Consider the following 21,345-nt stretch of genomic DNA (forward strand, 5'->3'; position numbering starts at 1 on the left):
CTTTAGCCGTGCCGCTCTTCTACCGCCAAGCTGGCCTGCCGGTGTGGGCCGCCCAAATGGCGAGGGTAGCCCAGTGCCTCGATGGCGAGCAGGTCGATGTCGCTCGCGCGGTAGGCCCAGCCACGTTCGGCCAGCATCAGGCTCGCCGCTTCCATGGCGGCGTGAGGATTGGCGTCGTCGTCCCATGCGGCTTGCGCCAGGGTGGCGAGCAGGCTGCCCTGCCGGCTGACCGCCACTTCCTGGCGTAGCGCCTTGAGCAGATTGGCCACGGCCTGCTGGCGAGCGGCATCGGCGCGCAGTGCCACCAGCTCGGCCAGGCTGCCCTCGGCAGGTACGACCAGCGCCAGGTCGGCGTCGAGGCTGTCGAGATCGTGCGCCGCTTCCACATCGCGCAAGGCGATACGCAGGCAGTGGGCCGGGCAGGTCGCATCGGCTCCGGCAGCGATGAGACAGGCCTGGGTGGCGTCGTCTGCCCGCTCGTTGAGTTCGATACCGGCCCGCTCGGCCTTGTTCCTGAGTTTGTCGTACAGGGGATGTTCGCCGAGCAGGGCCAGGCGCGTCAGGGCGGAGGCCTCGCCCGCCTCTGGCACCTTGTGCGGCGCACGGGCGGCGAAGAAGGCGTGGATCAGGCCGGCGCGCTGGGGCGACTCCATGCAGGAAAGGAACAGCTCGCGCTCGCGGCGCAGCCCTTCGGCCAGGCTGCCCTCGCTGCTGGCGGCGATGGCCTCGAGGCAGCGGAAGGGGGAGTAGAGCTCCGGCACCTCGCTTTCCAGCTTGGCGCGGTAGCGTTCGATGACTTCGGGATCGGCCGCTGGCGGCGGCAGCTCGCCGGTGACTCGCGCCCTGCGCGTGCCTGACAGCACGTCGCGCGCCGCCGCCAGTCCCGCCTCCAAGGGGTCGTCGAGCTCGAGCACGGCGTCGACGATGCCCAGCGACAGGGCCTCGTCGGCGGGGGCGAAGCGTCCGCTGGTGATCAGGTCCAGGGCGGCTTCGACGCCGGCCAGTCGCGGCAGCCGCTGGGTACCGCCGGCACCGGGCAGCAGCCCCAGCTTGACCTCGGGCAGGCCCACCCTGGTGCCCGGCAGCGCCACGCGCAACTGGCAGCCCATCGCAACCTCCAGCCCGCCGCCCAGCGCCGTGCCGTGCAGCACGGCAACGATGGGCTTGGCGCTGGCCTCGAGATGGGCGATCACCTGCGGCAAGATCGGTGCCTGTGGGGGCTTGCCGAATTCGCGGATGTCGGCCCCGGCGATGAAGGTGCGGCCGCGGGCGAGAAGCACCAGTACCTGAGCCTGGGGATCATCGTTGCCCTGACTGACGGCCTCCATCACTCCCTGTCGCACGGCCTGGCCCAGGGCGTTGACCGGCGGATTGTCGATGATGATCACGCCAATCTCGTCGTGGCGCTGGTAGGTGACGGGGGACGTCATGCGGTATGGCTCCCTATGTCAGGCATCGGTTCTAATGAATGGTACATGCACGCAACCTCAAGAATCGACGGGAGGTGCCATCTTCGCCATACGCGGTCCTGCGTGGCGCTGGCTCCAGCGCGCCAGCAGCACGGCAGGCAGCAGGGCGGCCATCGCACTGCCCAGCAGTTCGAACTGGCTGAGCGGCACCATGCCGCCGCCGGGCAGGGCGAACAGCAGGCCGGCCACCAGTACCAGGCCGCGGGCCGGGATTTCATGCAGGGCGCCGATGCCGAGCCTTCCCACGCCGATCAAATAGCCCTGCATGGCCGAGGCAAACAGCACGATGCCGATCACGGCCTGAACGAACACCAGGCCGATTTGCCATGCCTCTCCCTGCATGATCAAGGCGGGATTGAGCACGAACAGGAAGGGAATGAAATAGATCACGCTGCCCAGGCGCATGGCCTGGAGGCCCGTGGCCATGGGGCGAGCGCCGGCCACGGTGGCGGCGGCGAAGGCGCCCAGCGCCACCGGCGGGGTGATGAAGCTGAGCATGCCCCAATAGAGAATGAACATGTGCACCGCCATGGGATCGAGCCCACCCCCCTGGATCAGCGCCGGCGCCAGCGCCACGGCGAGGAAGATATAGGCCGCGGTGACGGTCATGCCGATACCGAGCACGAAGCTGGTCAGGGCGCCCATGATCAGCAGCAGCGGCACGCTGCCGCCGGCGATATGGATGAAGTCGTTGGCGATGGTGCCGGAGAGCCCGGTCATCGACAGCGCGCCGACCAGCATGCCGACGCCGGCCAGGATCGCGATCAGTTCGGCGAACAGCTTGGCCGCCGAGGAGAGCGATTCGCCCAGCTCGCGTAGCCCCCAGCGGTTGCGACGCGAGAACTGGTTGAGCACCAGCAGCAGTGCGGTGGCATAGAAGGGCGCCACGGCTTCGCGCTGCATCACCAGCAGCATCCACACCAGCAGGGCGAAGACGAAGATGAAGTACCAGCCTTGCTTGAGGGTCTGGGCGATCGAGGGCAGTTCCGCGGCGGGCAGGCCCTGGATGTCGTGGCGCGCCGCATAGGCATCGATCTGGATGAACAGACCGAGGAAATAGAGAATCGAGGGGATCACCGCAGCCAACGCCACGGCGGCATAGGGTACGTCGAGGAACATCGCCATGACGAAGGCGGTGGCGCCCATGACCGGCGGCATCAACACGCCGCCGGTGGAGGCGCAGGCCTCGACGCCGCCCGCGAACGAGCGGCCCATGCCGATGCGGCGCATGGCGGGGATCGACAGCACGCCGGTGGTCAGCACGTTGCTGATCACGCTGCCGCTCATCGAGCCCATCAGACCGCTGGAGAAGATCGACACCTTGGCCGGGCCGCCGCGCACGTGGCCCAGCAGGGCGAAGGCCAGGTCGATGAAGAACTTGCCGCCGCCGCTCTTCTGCAATACCACGCCGAAGACGAGGAAGCCGATGACCAGACCGGCGAAGGCCTGCAGCGGTACGCCCATGATGCTCTCGGTGCTCATGGTGTGATACATGGCGGTTTCCTCCAGAGTGGAGGGAAACGCCTGGATCGGCCCGGGCACGATATCGGCTACCAGCGGGTAGAGCGAGAAGGTCGCCACGATCACCGCGATCGGCCAGCCGCCGGCACGCCGGGCGGCCTCGACAATCAGCAGCCACCAGGCATAGCTGGCCAGAATGGCCGTATCGGGGGCGGCAAAGGCCCAGCCGCGCTCGAGGATCGACTCGGCGTGATAGACGAAGTAGCCACCGACGATCAGGGTGACGGCGCTGAGCAGGTAGTCGTACCAGGGCACCGGGAGGTGCTGCCGCGAAGGCAAGGCCGGCCACAGCAGATAGACCAGCGGCAGCAGCAGGGCCACCACGGCGTAGTAGAACTGCGTCTCCAGTCCGGTCACGAAGCGCAACCAGCCCAGGTTGAACAGGTAGTCCAGCGTCATGGCCATCAGCACGACCGTCACCGCGCCGGGTATCCAGCGCAGGGCGGTGGGCAGCGAGCGAACGTGGGTAATCTTTTCCTTGAGCTGGCGTGGCGACTCGGGGGGCGAAGTGGCGGTGGTCATGGCAGCATCCGTGAGGCGGCAAGGGGCGGCATGGCCGCCCCGGAATCAGTCGCTGGTGACGCGATCATTCGAAGACAGGATCGAAGCCGGCGTCGCGCAGGGCCGTGGCGCGCGCTTGCATCCAGGCGTCGCGGAACGCCTCTTCGTCCGAGGGCGCATCCTCGATGAAGGCGTTCCAGGTCTCGAGCAGCAGCTCCTGGCGTTCGACCAGCGAGTCCTGGTGCGCCTGCATGTCATCGGTCCATTCACCGATCTCCTTGTAGTACTCGACCACGGCGTCGTGGAACGGCAGCACCCAGGTCAGGTCCTGGTACTCCAGGGCGTAGCCCACCGCGCCGGGCGCGGCATCCTTGTAGTCGTCGTAGTTGTCCTGCAGCGCCTTGATCAGGCCGTAGGCGACGTTGTCATCGAGGTCCTGGTTGGCCACCACGATCGGGTACGGGTAGCTGGCGCTGGGCACGGGATTGTCGGCGCTGACGTCGCCGGCCCCGGCGGTGACCTCGTGGGGCTGGAAGTAGGGCGCTACCGCCAGCATGCGCTCCCAGCCCTCGGCGTCGTCGGGGTCGAGCACCGGCCAACTGATGCCGCGGGGGCTGCTGGCGAGCTGCTGGGCGGGCGGCGTGACGGTGGTGGTGAAGGAGGCATCGACGTCGCCGGCGATGATGCCGTCGAAGGAGCGCGCATAGCCGGGGTAGTCGACGCGCTCGACGTCGTCCCAGGTCAGCCCGCCGAAGGCCAGGTAGGCCTCGGTGCCCTTGTTGAGGGCGTCGTCACCACGGATATAGGCGATGCGCTTGCCGGCCAGGTCGGCCGGGGTTTCGACGTCGAGGTCGCCAGCCACCGCCAGCGACAGGCCGAAGGAGGCGGTGGAGGTCGTGAGCACCCGGATGGGCTGGGGGCCCCAGTCGCGGTCGGCGAACATCAATACACCCTCCGCGCCGTAGTAGCTGGCGATACCGCAGGCGCAGAGGTCGACGCGGCCCTGCTTGAGCGGCGTCATGCGCGAGACGTCATTGTCGCCGGGCAGGACGCGCACCGAGGTGCCGTAGTGGTTCTGCAGCATGTTGCCGATGGCCACGGCCTGGGCATAGCCGCTGGAATTGGTGCCGTAGGCGGTCCAGGCCATGGTGCGCGGCAATTCGACCTCGGCGGACTGGGCGACGCCGGCGCAGAGCAGCGAGAGCGGAAGGGCGATGAAGGCGAGCGGATGGGACAGCTGGCGCATGGGAGACTCCTGTGCCGTGGGCGATTGTTGTTTTGCTATGCGGTATTTAATTCCGAAACTGAGGTCGATACTAGAAAGGCACTGCGACGCTGTCAACGGATCCACGCCACTGCCTTTCCGCTAGGCGGAATGCCGCCGTGCGGTGTTTCGGGAAGGCTGGAAAAAGAAAGGCTTGGCAGGCTTTTTTTCGGACAGCGCAGCGCGCCCTACGACCAAGGTATAGGCGTGCAGACGGTGATCTGAGTGGGGGTGGCGGCGTTATTCCGATGGGCGCGACAGTTCCCGCCAGGCGGCGTAGCTACTGAGGAACACGCGTCCGGTCATGTCGTCGAGGAAATCGCTGCGCTTGAGCTGGTCCATCACCGGCCCCTTCACTTCGGCCAGGTGCAGGGTGACACGGGAGTCCTTGAGGCGAGCGTTGATGGCGTCCAGGCTCTCCAGCGCCGAGGCGTCGATCAGGTTGACCGCCGAGCAGATCAACACCACGTGCTCAAGTTCCGGTCGCGTCGCCACCAGGTCGTAGACGGTATCCTCCAGGTAGCGGGCATTGGCGAAGTAGAGGCTCTCGTCGATGCGCAGCAACGCCAGGTGACTGGCGGTCTCGGTGTCGTGCCGTTCGACGTTGCGGAAGTGCTCGGTACCGGCAATGCGCCCGACCAGAGCGCTGTGGGGGCGACTGGTGCGATAGAGGAACAGCGCGATGGAGAGCCCCACGCCGCCGAGGATACCGGCCTCGACCCCCTCGACCAGGGTCAGCAGGATGGTCGCGGCCATAGCCGAGAAGTCGCTGCGCGAGTAGCGCCAGGTCTGGCGGATCATGGACACGTCGACCAGCGTGATGATCGATACGGTGATGGTGGCGGCGAGGGTGGCGATGGGCAAATGGTGCAGTGCCGGGGTGAGGAACAGCGTCACCGCGCCGATGCCGAGCATGGCGAACATGCCGGCCAGCGGGGTTTGCGCCCCGGCGTCGTAGTTGATCACGGTGCGGGTCAGGCCGCCGCTGACCGGCATGCCGGCGGTGAAGGCCGCGGCGAGGTTGGTGCCACCCAAGGCGAGCAGCTCCTGGTTGGGCGAGATGCGCTCGCGCCGGCGTGCGGCGAGCATCTGGCCCATGGAGACGGACTCGACGAAGCCGACGATGCTGATCAACAGCGCCGGTACCAGCAGGGCCTGCCACGTTGCCGCATCGAAGCCGGGCAGGGTCAGCGGCGGCAGGCCCTGAGGGATGTCGCCGATCACCGCCACACCGCGCTGCTCCAGCCCCCAGTGCCAGGTCGCCAGTGTCGTGACCGCCACCGCCAAGACCGGGCCGGCCCGGGTCAGCAGGTCGGCCAGGGAGCGGGGCAGGCCGAGCCGGCGCAGGCTGGAGCGACCATACTGGCGCAGCCACAGCAGGAAGATGAGGGTTCCTGCGCCGATGACCAGGGTCGGCAGATGCAGGCCGGGCAGCTCCCGCACCAGCTCCACCACTCGCGGCAACAGGTCCCGCGCCGCGAGCTCGATCCCGAGCAGGTAACCCGCCTGGCTGGCGGCGATGAGAATGCCGGCGGCCGAGAGGAAACCGCCAATGACCGGATGGCTCAGGAAATTGGCGACGAAGCCCATGCGCAGCAGGCCCATGGCCACCAGGATGAGGCCCGACAGCAGCGACAGGATCAGCGCCGCCTCGACGTATTCCGGGGTGCCTGGCGCGGCTACCCCAGAGAGCGCCGCGCCAGTCATCAGCGCAATGATCGCCACCGGCCCCACGGCCAGCGTGCGACTGGTGCCGAGCAGGGTGTATGCCAGGCTCGGCAGCAGGCTGGCGTACAGGCCGACCACCGCCGGCAGGCCGGCCAGCACGGCGTAGGCCAGGGACTGGGGGATCACCATGACGGTGACGATGAGGCCTGCCAGCAGGTCGGCGCCGCCGAGGCGACGGTTGTAGTGGGGCAGCCAGGTAAGGACCGGAAGGTAGCGTCTGAGCATCCGTCTCTTCGTGTCAGGGTGGGGGGGGGAATGCACAGACTAAACGATATTGGTGGATGGGTTGAGTCTTGGTTAGCATCGAGTGATATAGACGAAACCCCCTTTGACCATATAGGACACCTCATGAAGCCCGAAACCATCGCCCTGCACCACGGCTACGCCCCCGACGACCAGCACGCCGTGGCCGTGCCGATCCACCAGACCACCTCGTTCTCCTTCGACAGCGCCCAGCATGCCGCCGACCTCTTCGACCTCAAGGTCGAGGGCAACATCTACTCGCGCATCATGAATCCCACCTGCGCGGTGCTGGAGCAGCGCATCGCCGCGCTGGAGGGAGGCATCGCCGGCCTGGCGGTGGCCTCCGGCATGGCCGCGATCACCTACGCGATACAGACCATTGCCGAGGCTGGCGACAACATCGTTTCGATCAGCGAGCTGTACGGCGGCACCTACAATCTGTTCGCTCATACCCTGCCGCGGCAGGGCATCGAGGTGCGCTTCGCCGACAAGGACGATCTCGACGGCATCGAATCGCTGATCGATGCCCGCACCAAGGCGGTGTTCTGCGAAAGCGTGGGCAACCCCTCGGGCAGCGTGGTCGACATGGCCCGGCTGGCAGAGGTCGCCCACCGCCACGGCGTGCCGGTGATCGTCGACAACACCGTAGCCACGCCGTTCCTGTGGCGTCCGATCGAGCACGGGGCGGACATCGTCATTCACTCCGCCACCAAGTACATCGGCGGCCACGGCACCACCGTGGGGGGCGTCATCGTCGATTCCGGAAAGTTTCCGTGGGCTGACCATGCCCAGCGCTTCCCGCTGCTCAACGAGCCGGATGTCTCCTACCACGGGGTGAGCTATACCCGTGACGTGGGCGAGGCCGCCTTCATCGCTCGCGCGCGGGTGGTGCCGCTGCGCAACATGGGCGCAGCGCTCTCTGCCCAAGCGGCGTGGAATCTGCTGCAGGGGCTGGAGACGCTGGCGTTGCGCATCGAGCGCATCTGCGACAATGCCCAGCGCGTGGCCGAGTACCTGGAAGGGCATCCGGCGGTGACCTGGGTACAGTACGCCGGCCTGGCCGGCCACAAGGATCACGCCCTGGCCAAGCGCTACATGAACGGCCACGCCTCGGGCATCCTCAGCTTCGGCATCCAGGGTGGCCGCGAGGCGGGAGCCCGCTTCTACGATGCGCTGGGCATGATCCTGCGCCTGGTCAACATCGGCGACGCCAAGACCTGTTCGTCGATTCCGGCCTCGACCACCCACCGTCAGCTCAGCGACGACGAACTCGTCGCCGCCGGCGTGACGCCCGACATGGTGCGCCTCTCCATCGGCATCGAGCACGTCGACGACATCATCGCCGACCTGGAACAGGCGCTGGCCGCCAGCCAGGCTTGAGCCAGTCGGGCACGGGAGCGGGCCGTCTCGTACGAGGGGCCCGCAGCGGGTGCCAAAGCGTTGATATCGGCCGCGCGGAGCCCGACTTGAGTCGTGCTTTCGTCTGTCAGGCCAAAGTGGTGATGCGAATGCCGCTTACATGGCGTTAATCTCTGACAAATCCCAGTAACAAAGAGACGAGACGCCATGCGGATCCTGATGCTTCTACTGGCCGCGGTTTCGCTTGCCGGTGGACTTCTTCTTTCCTACCTGGAGGGGGCGGGCTGGCAGGCCTTCGCTGGGATCGGCCTCGGGCTGGTGAGCGGCCTTGCGCTGGCGCTGAGCGGCATGGCGGCGGTCTATCGCGCCGATGCCGACAGCCTCGCCAACGGCCGTATCGCATGGTTGCCCGTCACCCGCGACTACTTCTCGCTGCGTCGAATGGCCCATGGCCTTATTCGCCAGGCCAGCGCCACGGCTATCGCCTCTGCCGAAGTGTCCCACCACGCCGATCGCATGGACCAGCGCCTGGAACGGCAGGAGCAGACCGTGCGCGAGGCCTCGTCGAGCATGGCGGCGATCACTTCGGCGATCGAACAGGTGGCCGCCAGCGCTTCCAACGTGGCCACGCTCGCCAGTCGTTCGCGTGACGCCAGCCATGTGAGTCGCGAATCGCTGGGCCAGGTCATCGAGGAGATGCAGGCACTCGCCGAGCGCTCCGAAGAGGCGCTGGAGCTGCTCAACATGCTGAGCCAGAAGGCCGACAGCGTGCGCCACGTGACCTCGCTGATCGAGGAGATCGCCGAGCAGACCAACCTGCTCTCGCTCAACGCCTCGATCGAGGCCGCCCGGGCCGGCGAACATGGCCGCGGCTTCGCCGTGGTGGCCGGTGAGGTGCGCCAGCTTGCCGGCCGCACCGCCGATGCCACACGCAACGTCGAAGCCCTGGTCGGGGATATCGGCGACAGCAGCCATCGCGTGGTCGACACCATCGGCCACCTGATGCAGCGCGTTGGCGACCGTGCCAAGGAAATGAGCAAGGTGGGCGAGCAGCTCACCGAGATGACCGGCCACTTCGACCAGGTGGAGGGCGAGATTCGCTCCATCGCCGAGGCCATGGAGGACACCAACCGACACTCCCAGCGCGTGGCCGGTACCCTGGGTACGCTGGAAGAGGATGCCGAGCAGGGCAACCGCGACATGCATGGTCTGGCGAGCCAGGCGCGTGCCCTGATGGCGGGCGCCGAGGCGGTCGATGCGGCGCTCGCCCAGCAGCGCCTCGAAGGGCGCCACCAACAGGTCTTCGAAGCGGCGCGCCAGGCGGCGGCCAAGATCGGGGAGCTACTCGAATCGGCCATCAAGCGTGGCGAGCTGGACGAGCAGACCCTCTTCCATGCCCAGTACACGCCGATTCCCGGTACCAACCCCCAGCAGTATGAAACCGGATTCGTCGGCTACACGGACGAGAACTTTCCCTCCATCCAGGAACCGCTGCTCGAGCGGCTGGGTGTCGCTTACGCCATCGGCATCGACCGACGCGGCTACATCCCCACTCACAATGCGCAGAGCAGTCGCCCCCCCACCGGCGACTACGACCACGACCTCAAGTTCTGTCGCAACCGGCGAATCTACGAGGACACCACCGGCCAACGCTGCGGTACCCATGAGCAGACGCTGTTGCTGCAGACCTACAAGCGCGATACCGGCGAGGTGATGCACGATCTGTCGGTACCCATCTATGTCGGCGGCAAACACTGGGGCGGGTTCCGGGTCGGCTACAAGCCGGAAACCGCCTGAGCATACCCTCCTCGCAGTCAGGCTCGCTCTCCCTCCTGAAGGGTGCCGGCCGGCGCCAGGGGGGAGCGCGTACGACTGTTCCAGGCCGACCAGGAGTAGAGCGCCAGGCTGGCCCAGATCAGCAGGAAAGTGGCGAGCTGGACCAGCGACAGCGGCTCGCGGAACACCAGCAGGGCGATGAAGAACTGAATGGTGGGGTTGAGGTACATCAGGAAGCCCAGCGTGGCAAGGCGCAGGCGCCGAGCCGCGCCGGCGAAGGCCAGCAAGGGTAGGGCGGTGATGACGCCGCTGGCTACCAGTAGCAGCGTGATGCGAGGCCCGGTGAGGAAATGAGAGAGCTCGCCGGCGCTGAGCCAGGCGAGCGCCATCAGCCCCAGCGGCAGCAACAGCAGGGTTTCCACGAACAGTCCCGAGAGGCCGTCGAGGGGCACCTGCTTGCGCAGCAGGCCATAGGTGCCGAAGCTCAGCGCCAGGGTCAGGCTGATCCATGGCAGCTCGCCCAGCAGTACCAGCTGAATGGCTATGGCGATGCCCGCCAGCACGACGGCGACGCGCTGCAGCCCGGCCATGGCCTCGCGCAGTACCAGCATGCCCAGCGCAACGTTGACCAGCGGGGTGAGAAAATAGCCCAGGCTGGCCTGGAAGACCTGCCGGGTCTCCACCGCATAGATGTAGAGCCCCCAGTTGATGGCGATCAGCAGGGCGCAGCCGAGCACCCGTCCCAGGCGACGAGGTTCGGCGAGCGCCTTGCGGATGGGCCCCCATCGCTTGAGCAGCGTGACCAGCCCCACCAGGAACAGGCACGACCAGATGATGCGGTGGATCAGCACCTCGAAGGCCGGAACGCCATCGAACAGGGCAAAGAACAGCGGAAAGCAGCCCCACATGACGTAGGCGGCCAGGCCGAAGCCGACACCGCGTGCGGCTTCACTATCGCTCAGGGATTGCAGGGGCATGCCGGGGTCTCTGATGACGGAAAGCTACAATTTAGCAGCCTATTGAACTTGGCTCCATGATCCCGGGGTGTCTCGGCGAGGCAATGCCGCGGGCTGACGTCGCTGCCTGCCTGGGTTAGGCTGAAGCGATAGACGACACCGCAAGGGAGCCACCATGAGCGATTTGCGTACGACCCTGGTTCAGTGCGACCTGCGCTGGGAAGACCCCGAGGCCAACTGCCGCATGCTCGAGGAGCAGCTGGGAGAACTCGGTGGCGACGAGACCGATCTCATCGTGCTGCCCGAGATGTTCGCAACCGGCTTTACCATGAACTCCCGTGAAATGGCCGAGCCGATGGAGCAGAGCCGGGCCGTCGCCTGGCTGACAGAACAGGCTCGCGTGCGCAACTGCGTGATCACGGGCAGTGTCGCAATCGTCGAAGACGGCCACTACTACAATCGCCTCGTCTGGGCTCGGCCGGATGGCAGTCGGGTCTGTTACGACAAGCGCCACCTGTTCCGCATGGCCGGCGAGCATGAGCGCTACGCCATGGGCCACGACCGGGTGATCGTCACGCTCAAGGGCTTCCGTATCCTGCTCAGCGTCTGCTATGACCTGCGCTTCCCGGTGTGGCTGCGCCAGAGCCCGGGGCCGGGCGAACATTTCGAGTACGATGCGCTGCTGTGCGTGGCCAACTGGCCGGCGCCGCGACGGCATCCGTGGCGGATCCTGCTGCAGGCGCGGGCGATCGAGAATCTGTGTCCGGTCATCGGGGTCAATCGTGTCGGCGAGGACGCCAACGGCATGCACTATTCCGGCGATTCCATGCTGGTGGACTTCAAGGGCGAGGCGATCATCGACGAGCCGCGAGATACGGCCTTCATCAAGAGTGCGACACTTTCACGCGCGGACCTCGAGGCGTTTCGCGAGAAGTTTCCTGCCTGGCGCGATGCCGACCATTTCACGCTGGCCGACGGGGTAGGGTTCTGATGCGCCTGGACCGCTTCCTGGCGGAAACCACCGACCTGACCCGCAGCCTGGCCAAGAAGGCGCTGCATCGCGGCGAAGTCAGCGTCAACGGAACCGTGACCAAGCAGGCCGCCAGCCAGGTGGCCAGCACCGACCGCGTGGAGTGGGCCGGGCAACCGCTGACCCTCGTCGGCCTGCGCTATGTCATGCTGAACAAGCCGAGCGACGTAGAGTGCAGCGCCCGTCGCGGGCTCTATCCGCGCGCCGTCGACCTCATCGATCTGCCCAAGGCCGAACGCCTGCAGACGGTGGGGCGACTCGATGTCGATACCACCGGCCTGGTGCTGCTGACCGACGATGGGCAGTGGTCGCATCGGGTCAGCTCACCGCGCCGTCGCTGCGCCAAGGTCTATCGTGCCAGCCTGGCGGAGCCGCTTGCCGGCGATGCGCTGGCCGCCGCCGTGCGGCGCTTCGAGGAGGGCCTCCTGCTCGAGGGCGAAGAGAAACCGACGCTACCGGCAGCCCTGGTGATGCGAAGCCCCCACGAAGCCGAGCTGACTCTGCACGAGGGGCGCTACCATCAGGTCAAGCGCATGTTCGCCGCCATCGGCAACCGGGTCACGGCGCTGCATCGGGAATCGATAGGTCCGCTTTCGCTAGGCAATCTCGCCCTGGGGGAGTGGCGCGAGCTGAGCGACGACGAGGTGGCCGGGTTCGACTGAGTCAGGTGGAGGGGGCATAGGTTTCGCTACGGTCGCGGCCGCAATGCTTGGCCCGATAGAGAGCCATGTCAGCCAGGCGAACCAGCTCGGTCGGGTCGTCGGCATGGGTCGGGTAGCTGGCGATGCCGCAGGAGAGGCTGACGCAGCCGAGCGCTTCCCCGCCATGCAGGAAGGATTGCTCGCGCATCGAAGCCAGCAGTCGTTCGACGGCTTCACTGGCCTGCTGCGCCGTGGCGCCGGGCATGATCACGACGAACTCCTCGCCGCCCAGGCGGCACACCACGTCGGCCTCGCGGAAGTGCTCACCGATCAGCCGTGCCGTGGCTGTCAGCACCGCATCGCCGGCATCATGACCATAGAGGTCGTTGAAATGCTTGAAGTGATCGATATCGAGCATGACCAGCGTGAGCGCACCGCCGCGCCGGGCACTGGCCGCCTCGTGCGCGAAGACCTCGTCGAAATGGCGGCGATTCTTCAGGCCGGTCAGGGGGTCCTGGTAGGAGAACGCGCGTAGCTGCTCGACCATGTGCTGCAGGTCTCGGGTGCGATCGGCCACCTGCTGCTCGAGACGCTGGTTCAACCCGATCAGTTCGCGCTGGGTGAGGACGTAATGGCGCAGCGAGATTGCCACGATGGCGAGGCTGAAGCCCAGAGCCCCCAGGCTGACCGGGATGCGCTGCCATGGTAGCAGCCCATGGGCGACCGCCATGTCGAGCAGCAGCAGCAGGGCGAACAGGCCATAGGCGGCAATGACGAGCCGCTGCTCGCCGTTGAGCCGCTTCAGGTGCCCGGCAATCAGCGCGAACAGCACCGGCAGGCTGGTGGCCAGCAGGGCATCGAAGACCGGAAAGGTGCTGGAGAGATTGATGACGCCACTCAGCGCCAGCCCCAGTGCCAGGACCAGATATCCCAGGTGGAGCTGCCACAGCCGGCGAATCCAGCGCGAAAGACGATTCGTGAACCAGGGCTCGAGCAGCAGGCCGATGCCCACCGGAAGCGCGTAGTAACCTGCTGCCGCGAGGTAATCCCATAGCAGCGGTGTCGCCAGCAGCAGCTGGCTGGCCTGGGTTTCGGCCAGGATCATCACGCCCGAGGCGAGCGAGAAGAGTCCGATGCCGGCAAAGGTCTGGCGTCGCTGATGAATCAGCGCGAAGCTGCCAGCCAACAGCGCCAGCAGCAGGCAGAAGGCGCTGACCACAAGGTCGGCCGCCGAGCGATTCAGGATCATGGCGAAGAACTCGGGGCGATCCATCAGGCGAACCTCGCCCCACAGGCCGATATCGGTGTAGTTCGAGTAGACCCGGAACGCCAGTTGCCGGCCGCCGAAGTCTTCGGGCAGGCTGATCACGTGCCACGGCCAGCCGATGAAGGGGCCTTGCCCCCGCGCATCGAAGTTGCCGTGCTGGTAGATCGGCTCGGTATCGAGGAAGGCCTGAGCGATCAGGTCGATGCTGTAAATGTAGAGCACCGGGTCTCGCCACTCACCATCAGGCAGGGTGATGCGAAACCAGGCGTGGTGATTGCCGTCCCGGCCGGGCGGGTTGGAAGGGAAGTCGATGGCCTGCCAGGCAGCTTCATCATCGGTGACAAGCCAGACAGGCGTACCGTCTTCGAGCGTGGGCGAATCCCCCCAGCGATACTCCCATCCGCTATCGAGATCCAGGGAGGACGTGGCCGCCGCCACGACAGGAAAGAAGAGCAGAACCAGTGGCGCGAACAACCGCAGCGGGAGGTCGAGGCAGCGCATGGGTGGCGTTTCCTGTGTTCCTGACGGCGCGAAGCCCCAGTATAAGGTATACCTGTCCAGTGAAGCGCGTTCGGCATACTTAGCCGAAGACAAGGCTTTATACCGTTATCATTTTTTCGCCAAATCACGCCTACTTCGCGAAAGTCATCATGTCATCATGTCATCAGACAGGGGGCGCCAGGCCTGCCGCCTGGACCAGCGCTCGCGTGTAGTCGCTGGTGGGCGCAGCGAGGAGGGTCTGGCATTCGCCCTGTTCCACCAGTTCGCCATCCTTCAACACCAGCACGCGGTGCGCCATCGCCCGCACTACGGCGAGGTCATGGCTGATGAAGAGGAAGCTCAACCCGCGGCGAGCCTGGAGATCGCGCAGCAGTTCGACCAGTTGCTTCTGCACGGTGCGATCCAGCGCCGAGGTGGGTTCGTCGAGCACCACGAGTGCCGGCTCGAGGATGAGCGCCCGGGCCACGGCGATGCGCTGCCGTTGGCCACCGGAGAACTCGTGGGGATAACGCGCCGCACAGTCGGCAGGCAGGCCGACTTCGCGTATGGCGGCGTGCACCCGCTCGTCCACCTCCTCATCGCTGAGCTCGGGATAGTGAAAGCGCAGGCCCTCGCTGATGATGTCCGAGACCGGCATGCGTGGCGAGAGCGAACCGTAGGGGTCCTGGAAGACCACCTGGATGCGCCGCCGCCGCTTGCGCAGCGCATTGCCGGTGAGCTGGTCGAGACGCTCGCCGTCCAGCTCGATCTCGCCACGACTCTCCACCAGCCTCAACAGTGCCATGGCCAGGGTGGTCTTGCCGGAGCCGGATTCCCCGACGATACCCAGGGTCTCGCCCGGTGCCAGGTGCAGGTCGATCGGCTTTACCGCCTCGAAGGCGGGAGGGCGCTTGGCGAACAGCCGCTTGGGACGCTGAAAACTCACCGCCACGCCGCGCGCCGCTAGCAATACCGCGCTGGAGGCGACGGGGGCCGGGCGTCCGGTCGGCTCCGCATCCAGCAGGCTTCGCGTATAGGTGCTGCGTGGCGCTGCAAAGACCTCGCCGACGGGACCCGTTTCCTGCTCGTGGCCGTCGTAGAGCACGCAGATGCGATCGGCGTGGCGTCGCACCAGGTTGAGGTCGTGGGTGATGAAGAGCATGCCCATGCCATGCCGGTCGCGCAGCTCGGCGAGCAGCGCCAGGATCTCCTGCTGCACGGTGACGTCGAGCGCCGTGGTCGGCTCGTCGGCAATCAGCAGCTCGGGATCGTTGGCGATGGCCATGGCGATCATCACCCGCTGACGCTGTCCGCCCGAGAGCTGGTGCGGCCAGGCATCGAGCAGCTCGTCGGGGCGCGGCAGCTTGACCTGCTCCAGCAGCTTGCGGGTACGCCCACGGGCCTCACGCCCCGACAGGCCCTGATGCAGCCGCAGGGTTTCGCCGATCTGCTTGGCCACGGTGTGCAGAGGGTTGAGCGAGGTCATCGGCTCCTGGAAGACGAAGCCGACGCGCCCACCGCGAAGCGCCTGCCAGTCCCGCTTCCCCAGGGTGGTAAGGTCGGTGTCGCCCAGCCGACGGCCGCCGGACACCTGGGCGTTGGCTGGCAGCAGGTTCATGGCGCCGAGAGCCGACACGGACTTGCCCGAGCCCGACTCGCCGACCAGGGCAAGGGTTTCGCCGCGACGGACCTCGAGCGTCAGTTCGTTGAGGACCGGCTTGCCGTCGAAGGCAATCGACAGCCTGTCGAGTCGTAGCAGGGGTTGCGAGCGAGTGTCAGGCATTGGCTTGGGTCCTGGTCAACGGCGTAGCGCTGGCGGCATGCTGGATGTGGCGCGGATCGAAGGCGTCGCGCAGCCCCTCGCCGATGAAGACCAGCAGCGAAAGCATGAGCGACAGACTGACGAAGGCGGTGATGCCGAGCCAGGGCGCATGTAGGTTGTTCTTGCCCTGGGCCACGAGCTCGCCCAGCGAGGGCGAGCCTGGGGGTAGACCGAAGCCGAGGAAATCGAGCGCCGTCAGGGTGGTGATGGCGCCGGTGAACAGGAACGGGATGAAGGTCAGGGTGGCCACCATGGCGTTGGGCAGCACGTGACGCCACATGATCAGCCGTGACGGCAAACCCATGGCCTTGGCGGCACGCACATACTCGAGGTTGCGGGCACGCAGGAATTCGGCGCGCACCACGTCCACCAGGCCGAGCCAGGAGAACAGCAGCATGATGCCGAGCAGCCACCAGAACCCCGGCTGGACGAAGCTGGCCAGGATGATCAGCAGGAACAGCACCGGCAGCCCCGACCAGATCTCGGTCAGGCGCTGGCCGATCAGGTCGGTCTTGCCGCCGAAATAGCCCTGCATGCCGCCGATAATCACCCCCATCACCAGCGAGCCCGCCGTCAGCACCAGGGCGAAGGCCACCGATAGGCGAAAGCCGTAGATCACGCGCGCCAGGACGTCGCGACCCTGGTCGTCGGTGCCCAGCCAATGTCGCGAATCGGGCGGGGAAGGCGAGGGGCGCATCATCTGCATGTCCAGGGTCTGGTAGGAGAACGGAATCAACGGCCAGACGGCCGAGGCATGCGCCTCGATCTGCTCGCGAATGAAAGGGTCGTGGTAGTCGGTACGCGTCGGCAGGAAGCCGCCGAACTCGGTTTCGGGATAGTCCACCAGCAGCGGCACGTACCACTGGCCATCGTAGCGCATGACCAGGGGCTTGTCGTTGGCGATCAGCTCAGCGCCGAGGCTCACCACGAACAGGACAAGGAAGATCCACAGCGAGACCCGGGCACGGCGGTTGCGGCGGAAGACCTCGATGCGCCGGCGTGCGATCGGCGAGAGCTTGAAGGTGAACGCAAGTGACATCGGCTCAGGACTCCCGTGTCTCGAAATCGATGCGCGGATCCACCCACACGTAGGTGAGGTCGGACACCAGCTTGAGGATCAGCCCTATCAGGGTGTAGAGGAACAGCGTGCCGAAGATCACCGGATAGTCGCGCTGCATTACCGCTTCGAAGCCGAGCAGGCCGAGCCCCTCCAGCGAGAAGATCACCTCGATGAGCAGCGACCCGGTGAAGAAGATCGTCACCAGGGCGCCGGGCAGGCCGGCAATGATGATCAGCATCGCATTGCGAAACACGTGGCCGTAGAGGGTTCGGCGGTCGCTCGCGCCCTTGGCGCGCGCCGTCAGGACGTACTGCTTGTGGATCTCGTCGAGGAAGCTGTTCTTGGTCAGCATGGTCAGCGTGGCGAAGCTGCCGATGGTCATGGCGGTGACCGGCAGAGTGATGTGCCAGAAATAGTCCTTGATCTTGCCCCAGGTGGAGAGCGTCTCGAAGTCGGGCGACGTGAGGCCGCGCAGGGGGAAGAGATCCCAGTAGCTGCCGCCGGCGAACAGCACGATCAGCAGGATGGCGAAGAGAAACCCGGGGATGGCATAGCCGACAATCACCAGCCCCGACGACCAGACGTCGAAACGCGAGCCATGATGGAGCGCCTTGCGAATCCCCAGCGGGATCGAGATCAGGTAGACCAGCAGGGTGGTCCACAACCCCAGCGAGACCGAGACCGGCAGGCGCTCGATCATCAGCTCGACGACGGGACGGTCGCGGAAGAAGCTGTTGCCGAAATCGAAGGTGGCATAGTCGCGCATCATGCCGAGGAAACGCTCGTGGGCGGGCTTGTCGAAGCCGAACTGCTGCTCGAGCTGCTCGATGAAACGCGGGTCGATGCCGCGGGCGCCGCGGGACTCGTCGCGCACGACCACGTCGCCACCGCCGGCGTCCAGGCGCGTGCTGACCATGCTGTCGACGCCCTCGAAGCGGGCCAGCATCTGGTCGATGGGGCCGCCGGGGGCGGCCTGGACGATGATGAAGTTGAGCAGCATGATGCCCACCAGGGTGGGAATCATCAGCAGCAATCGGCGCAGGATGTAGCGGCTCACGTCAGGTCATCCTCATGGCGGTGGCCTAGCGGCGGCGCAGGCGCTGGTTGATCTCGGCTTCGCGCTCGGCATCGACCCACCAGGCAGCGAGGTCGAGCCCGTACTCGGGGAAGGGCTCGGGATAGCCGAACTTGTCCCAGACCGCAATCCGTGTCTCGCCGGAGTGGTACTGAGGAATGGTGATGAATTCCCAGCGCAGCACCCGGTCCAGCGCGCGGGCCACGGTATTGAGCTCTTCGCGGCTGTCGGCCCGGATAAGCTGCGCCACCAGGGTGTCCACGGCGGGATGCTCGAGCCCCATCAGGTTGCGGCTCTGGGGGCTGTCGGCGAATTCGCTGGTCCAGTACTCGCGCTGCTCGTTGCCCGGGTTGTTGGACTGCGGGAACTGGCCGACGATGATGTCGAAATCGAAACTGCGCAGGCGGTTGAGATACTGGTTGATGTCGACGATGCGCAGGGTACCGTGAATCCCCAGGCGTGACATGTTGCGCAGCATCGGCTGGACCACGCGCTCCATGCCGCTGTCGAAGAGCATCACTTCGACCGCGAGCGGGCGGCCGCTCTCGGCGTCGACCAGGGTGTCGTCACGCACCTCGTAGCCGGCCTCGATCAGCAGGTCGTAGGCCAGGCGCAGCCGTTCGCGCAGGTCGTCGGGATGGTCGATGGGCAGTGCTTCGTCGAAGACCCGCGCCGGCAGCACATCGCGAAAGGGCTCTAGCAGCTCGAGCTCGGCATCGCTTGGCTTTCCCTCGGCGGCCATGTCCGAGTTCTGGAAATAGCTCTCGGTGCGCCGGTAGGTATCGTAGAAAATGTTGGCGTTGAGCCAGGGGAAGTCGAAGGTGAGGTTGAGCGCTTCACGCACCCGAGGGTCCTGGAACTTGTCCCGGCGGAGGTTGAAGACGAAGGCCTGCATTCGCGATGGCTGGCCATCCGGCACGGTGATGCGCTTGACCAGCCCCTCGCGATAGGCGGGGAAATCATAGCCGATGGCCCAGGTGGCGGCACGTGCATCGATGCGGTAGTCCATCACGCCGGCCTTGAACGCCTCCCAGGCGATGTCGCGGTCGCGGTAGTAGTCGTAGATCAGGCGATCGATGTTGTGGCGACCCACGTTGACCGGCAAGTCTCGGCCCCAGTAGTCGTCGACGCGCTCGTACACGATGCGCCGGCCGGGGTCCACCTCGGCGATGCGATAGGGTCCCGAGCCGGGGTGCCGGGCGAGCGTGGGGCTCGAGAAGTCACGCTCTTCCCAGTAGTGCTTGGGCAGGATCGGCAGCTGGCCGACGATCAGCGGCAGCTCGCGGGAGTGGTTGGCGGCGAACTCGAAGCGCACGGTATGGGGGTCGAGCGCCTCGACGCTCTCCACGTCGGCATAGTAACCGCGGTAGAAGGGATTGCCCTCGTCACGCAGCAGATGAAAGCTATAGACCACGTCCTCGGCGGTTACCGGCTCGCCATCGTGAAAGCGCGCCGCGGGGTGCAGGTCGAACTCGATCCAGTAGCGATCCGGGTCCAGGCGAATGCCCTCGGCCAGCAGGCCGTAGGCACTGAACGGTTCGCCGGGGTTCTCCACCAGCAGCGTATCGTAGATCTCGCCGATGCCGATCGCCGGCGTGCCGCGAATGATGAAGGGATTGGTCGAATCGAAGCTGCTGCCCACTGCCGCCTGGGTCATGCTGCCGCCTTTGGGGGCATCCGGTACGACATGGGGAAAGTGGCTGAAGCCGCCGGGCAGGGCCGGCTCGTCGTAGAGCGCCAGGCCATGCACGGTGGGCACCTCGTCCGCCTCGGCGGCGAATGACGACGCTCCCCAGCCAAGCAACAGGCAACCGACGAGAGAGGCACGCAAGACGAACCGCATCAATGACATCCTTGGTGGAGGCTGGCCCGGCAGTCCGGGCGATACCGCCATAAGGTGTCAGGCCATCCGTCACTTGTAAACCTCGACGTGGCGGATGGTCCTCGCCTCATTCAACGTGCCGCTAGGCTGCGGCGGGGGATCTCGAGACGCTGACCGGCATGAATGACGTCGCCGGCGAGAGCATTGTGGCGGCGCAGTTCGGCCACGCTGATGCCGTGACGGCTGGCAATGGCGGAGAGGCTATCGCCGCGCTGGACGAGGTAGCGCTCGCCGTCGGCGGGCGTCGACGACGCCGGCGCGCTCAGCTCCGCCAGTATCGTCTCTTCCGCTTCGACGGGCACCAGCACCACGTCGACCGTGGCAGGGCTGGCACTGCCATTGGTCAGCCCGGGATTCAGCGCCGCGAGCTCGTCCTGGTCCACACCGGCCACGCTGGCCAGCTGGGACAAGTTGATGGGCGCATTGACCGGCACCTTGGCAAAGGCAGGGGCATCATCGATCTCGGGCAGGGCGACGCCGTAGGCATCGGGATCGTCGATGATGGCGGCGATGGCATTGAGCTTGGGCAGGTAGTTCATCGTCTCGCCGGGCAACTGGAGGTGCCAGTAGCCATCGGGAGCCCCACTTGCCGCTGCCGCGTGTCGAGCCCGGTTGACCGTGCCGGCACCGGCATTGTAGGCCGCCAGCGAGAGCTCGATATCCCCTTCGTACCACTGCTCGGCCTGAAGCTCGATGTAGTCCAGCGCCGCCTGCGTCGAGGCGATGACGTCGAGGCGCGCGTCATAGCCGCGCTGACGGGACAGACCCAGGGCGTCGGCGGTGCCGGGCATGAACTGCCACAGCCCGGCGGCGCCACGATGGCTGCGGGCGAGTGGGTCGTAGGAGCTCTCCACGAAGGGGATCAGGCCGACTTCGCCGGGCAGGCCCCGCAGTTCGACCTGCTCGGTGATCCAGGCCATCCACGGCCGGGCGCGCTCGATGATTTCGGCGATATTGTGAGGATTGGAACGATAATGTTCGATCCACTGCTGCACGCGAGCGTCCTGGCGGCGATCGTGCCATTCCATGTTGTCGCGCAACCGCTCCCAAGCGTCCCCGGGGACGAAGTCGAGATTCAGGTCGTCCCAGAAATGGTGGGAGGGATGTATCGGCGCAGCTCCGGGATGCGGGCTTGCCAGCAGCGTCGGGCTGGTGGTCGACAGCGCACCGATCATGGCGATGCCGCCGGCAAGGGCCAAGGTCCACTGCCGCGTCGTTCGATAGGTCATGCGTTCTCCTTCAGGGCACGTGTCGCTCTGCTGCCCATGGGA

The 21,345-nt window shown here is 66.3% G+C and carries 15 protein-coding genes; 4 read left to right on the forward strand and 11 right to left on the reverse strand.

What is annotated here, in order from left to right:
- Positions 1 to 2 precede the first annotated feature (2 nt).
- The 4 genes from HNO51_RS10330 to HNO51_RS10345 form a co-directional block, all read right to left on the reverse strand.
- On the reverse strand, positions 3 to 1,430 hold the full coding sequence (locus tag HNO51_RS10330; protein ID WP_197447282.1) for an enoyl-CoA hydratase/isomerase family protein: 1,428 nt from the start codon (positions 1,428 to 1,430) through the stop codon (positions 3 to 5).
- A gap of 57 nt (positions 1,431 to 1,487) precedes the next feature.
- The gene (locus HNO51_RS10335) at positions 1,488 to 3,512 is read right to left on the reverse strand and encodes a TRAP transporter permease (protein ID WP_197447283.1); all 2,025 of its coding nucleotides are present in this window, start codon (positions 3,510 to 3,512) and stop codon (positions 1,488 to 1,490) included.
- Between the two features lie 64 nt (positions 3,513 to 3,576).
- Entirely contained in the window at positions 3,577 to 4,737 is a 1,161-nt protein-coding gene (locus HNO51_RS10340) for a TAXI family TRAP transporter solute-binding subunit (RefSeq protein WP_197447284.1), read from the reverse strand.
- Positions 4,738 to 4,995: 258 nt separating this feature from the next.
- Positions 4,996 to 6,708: a SulP family inorganic anion transporter gene (locus tag HNO51_RS10345; RefSeq protein WP_197447285.1), complete on the reverse strand. Its 1,713-nt coding sequence runs from the start codon at positions 6,706 to 6,708 to the stop codon at positions 4,996 to 4,998.
- A gap of 123 nt (positions 6,709 to 6,831) precedes the next feature.
- On the opposite strand from HNO51_RS10345, the gene HNO51_RS10350 reads away from it, so the two are divergent.
- On the forward strand, positions 6,832 to 8,106 hold the full coding sequence (locus HNO51_RS10350; protein WP_197447286.1) for an O-acetylhomoserine aminocarboxypropyltransferase/cysteine synthase family protein: 1,275 nt from the start codon (positions 6,832 to 6,834) through the stop codon (positions 8,104 to 8,106).
- A gap of 186 nt (positions 8,107 to 8,292) precedes the next feature.
- Positions 8,293 to 9,882 carry a methyl-accepting chemotaxis protein gene (locus tag HNO51_RS10355; protein ID WP_234283491.1) on the forward strand — a complete coding sequence of 530 codons (1,590 nt, stop codon included), beginning with the start codon at positions 8,293 to 8,295 and terminating at the stop codon, positions 9,880 to 9,882.
- Between the two features lie 17 nt (positions 9,883 to 9,899).
- Here HNO51_RS10355 and rarD read toward each other — a convergent pair whose 3' ends face one another.
- A complete protein-coding gene (gene rarD / locus HNO51_RS10360; RefSeq protein WP_197447287.1) occupies positions 9,900 to 10,838 on the reverse strand; it encodes an EamA family transporter RarD in 939 nt (312 codons plus the stop codon).
- A gap of 154 nt (positions 10,839 to 10,992) precedes the next feature.
- Between rarD and HNO51_RS10365 the strand changes: the two genes are divergently transcribed.
- A complete protein-coding gene (locus HNO51_RS10365) occupies positions 10,993 to 11,808 on the forward strand; it encodes an amidohydrolase (protein WP_197447288.1) in 816 nt (271 codons plus the stop codon).
- Positions 11,808 to 12,509 carry a pseudouridine synthase gene (locus HNO51_RS10370; protein WP_197447289.1) on the forward strand — a complete coding sequence of 234 codons (702 nt, stop codon included), beginning with the start codon at positions 11,808 to 11,810 and terminating at the stop codon, positions 12,507 to 12,509. Before HNO51_RS10365 ends, HNO51_RS10370 begins: the two co-directional genes overlap by 1 nt.
- A gap of 1 nt (position 12,510) precedes the next feature.
- On the opposite strand, the gene HNO51_RS10375 is transcribed toward HNO51_RS10370, so the two are convergent.
- The 6 genes from HNO51_RS10375 to HNO51_RS10400 form a co-directional block, all read right to left on the reverse strand.
- On the reverse strand, positions 12,511 to 14,256 hold the full coding sequence (locus HNO51_RS10375; protein ID WP_209539138.1) for a GGDEF domain-containing protein: 1,746 nt from the start codon (positions 14,254 to 14,256) through the stop codon (positions 12,511 to 12,513).
- Positions 14,257 to 14,419: 163 nt separating this feature from the next.
- Entirely contained in the window at positions 14,420 to 16,018 is a 1,599-nt protein-coding gene (locus HNO51_RS10380) for an ABC transporter ATP-binding protein (RefSeq protein ID WP_209539139.1), read from the reverse strand.
- The gene (locus tag HNO51_RS10385; RefSeq protein WP_197447292.1) at positions 16,011 to 17,096 is read right to left on the reverse strand and encodes an ABC transporter permease; all 1,086 of its coding nucleotides are present in this window, start codon (positions 17,094 to 17,096) and stop codon (positions 16,011 to 16,013) included. Before HNO51_RS10385 ends, HNO51_RS10380 begins: the two co-directional genes overlap by 8 nt.
- Before the next feature lie 4 nt (positions 17,097 to 17,100).
- A complete protein-coding gene (locus HNO51_RS10390; protein ID WP_209539140.1) occupies positions 17,101 to 18,174 on the reverse strand; it encodes a microcin C ABC transporter permease YejB in 1,074 nt (357 codons plus the stop codon).
- Positions 18,175 to 18,199: 25 nt separating this feature from the next.
- On the reverse strand, positions 18,200 to 20,035 hold the full coding sequence (locus HNO51_RS10395; RefSeq protein ID WP_197447294.1) for an extracellular solute-binding protein: 1,836 nt from the start codon (positions 20,033 to 20,035) through the stop codon (positions 18,200 to 18,202).
- A 110-nt stretch (positions 20,036 to 20,145) separates the two neighbouring features.
- Positions 20,146 to 21,303, reverse strand: coding sequence for a transglycosylase SLT domain-containing protein (locus tag HNO51_RS10400; RefSeq protein WP_197447295.1), 1,158 nt, complete (start codon positions 21,301 to 21,303; stop codon positions 20,146 to 20,148).
- Positions 21,304 to 21,345: the final 42 nt, after the last annotated feature.

It is taken from the genome of Billgrantia sulfidoxydans, assembly GCF_017868775.1.
Classification (GTDB): Bacteria; Pseudomonadota; Gammaproteobacteria; order Pseudomonadales; family Halomonadaceae; genus Halomonas; species Halomonas sulfidoxydans.

Excerpts from the sequence above, each read along its gene's own strand:
- HNO51_RS10330 (WP_197447282.1), bottom strand. The coding sequence starts at position 1,430 with ATGACGTCCCCCGTCACCTACCAGCGCCACGACGAGATTGGCGTGATC.
- HNO51_RS10335 (WP_197447283.1), bottom strand. The coding sequence starts at position 3,512 with ATGACCACCGCCACTTCGCCCCCCGAGTCGCCACGCCAGCTCAAGGAA.
- HNO51_RS10340 (WP_197447284.1), bottom strand. The coding sequence starts at position 4,737 with ATGCGCCAGCTGTCCCATCCGCTCGCCTTCATCGCCCTTCCGCTCTCG.
- HNO51_RS10345 (WP_197447285.1), bottom strand. The coding sequence starts at position 6,708 with ATGCTCAGACGCTACCTTCCGGTCCTTACCTGGCTGCCCCACTACAAC.
- HNO51_RS10350 (WP_197447286.1), top strand. The coding sequence starts at position 6,832 with ATGAAGCCCGAAACCATCGCCCTGCACCACGGCTACGCCCCCGACGAC.
- HNO51_RS10355 (WP_234283491.1), top strand. The coding sequence starts at position 8,293 with ATGCGGATCCTGATGCTTCTACTGGCCGCGGTTTCGCTTGCCGGTGGA.
- rarD (WP_197447287.1), bottom strand. The coding sequence starts at position 10,838 with ATGCCCCTGCAATCCCTGAGCGATAGTGAAGCCGCACGCGGTGTCGGC.
- HNO51_RS10365 (WP_197447288.1), top strand. The coding sequence starts at position 10,993 with ATGAGCGATTTGCGTACGACCCTGGTTCAGTGCGACCTGCGCTGGGAA.
- HNO51_RS10370 (WP_197447289.1), top strand. The coding sequence starts at position 11,808 with ATGCGCCTGGACCGCTTCCTGGCGGAAACCACCGACCTGACCCGCAGC.
- HNO51_RS10375 (WP_209539138.1), bottom strand. The coding sequence starts at position 14,256 with ATGCGCTGCCTCGACCTCCCGCTGCGGTTGTTCGCGCCACTGGTTCTG.
- HNO51_RS10380 (WP_209539139.1), bottom strand. The coding sequence starts at position 16,018 with ATGCCTGACACTCGCTCGCAACCCCTGCTACGACTCGACAGGCTGTCG.
- HNO51_RS10385 (WP_197447292.1), bottom strand. The coding sequence starts at position 17,096 with ATGTCACTTGCGTTCACCTTCAAGCTCTCGCCGATCGCACGCCGGCGC.
- HNO51_RS10395 (WP_197447294.1), bottom strand. The coding sequence starts at position 20,035 with ATGCGGTTCGTCTTGCGTGCCTCTCTCGTCGGTTGCCTGTTGCTTGGC.
- HNO51_RS10400 (WP_197447295.1), bottom strand. The coding sequence starts at position 21,303 with ATGACCTATCGAACGACGCGGCAGTGGACCTTGGCCCTTGCCGGCGGC.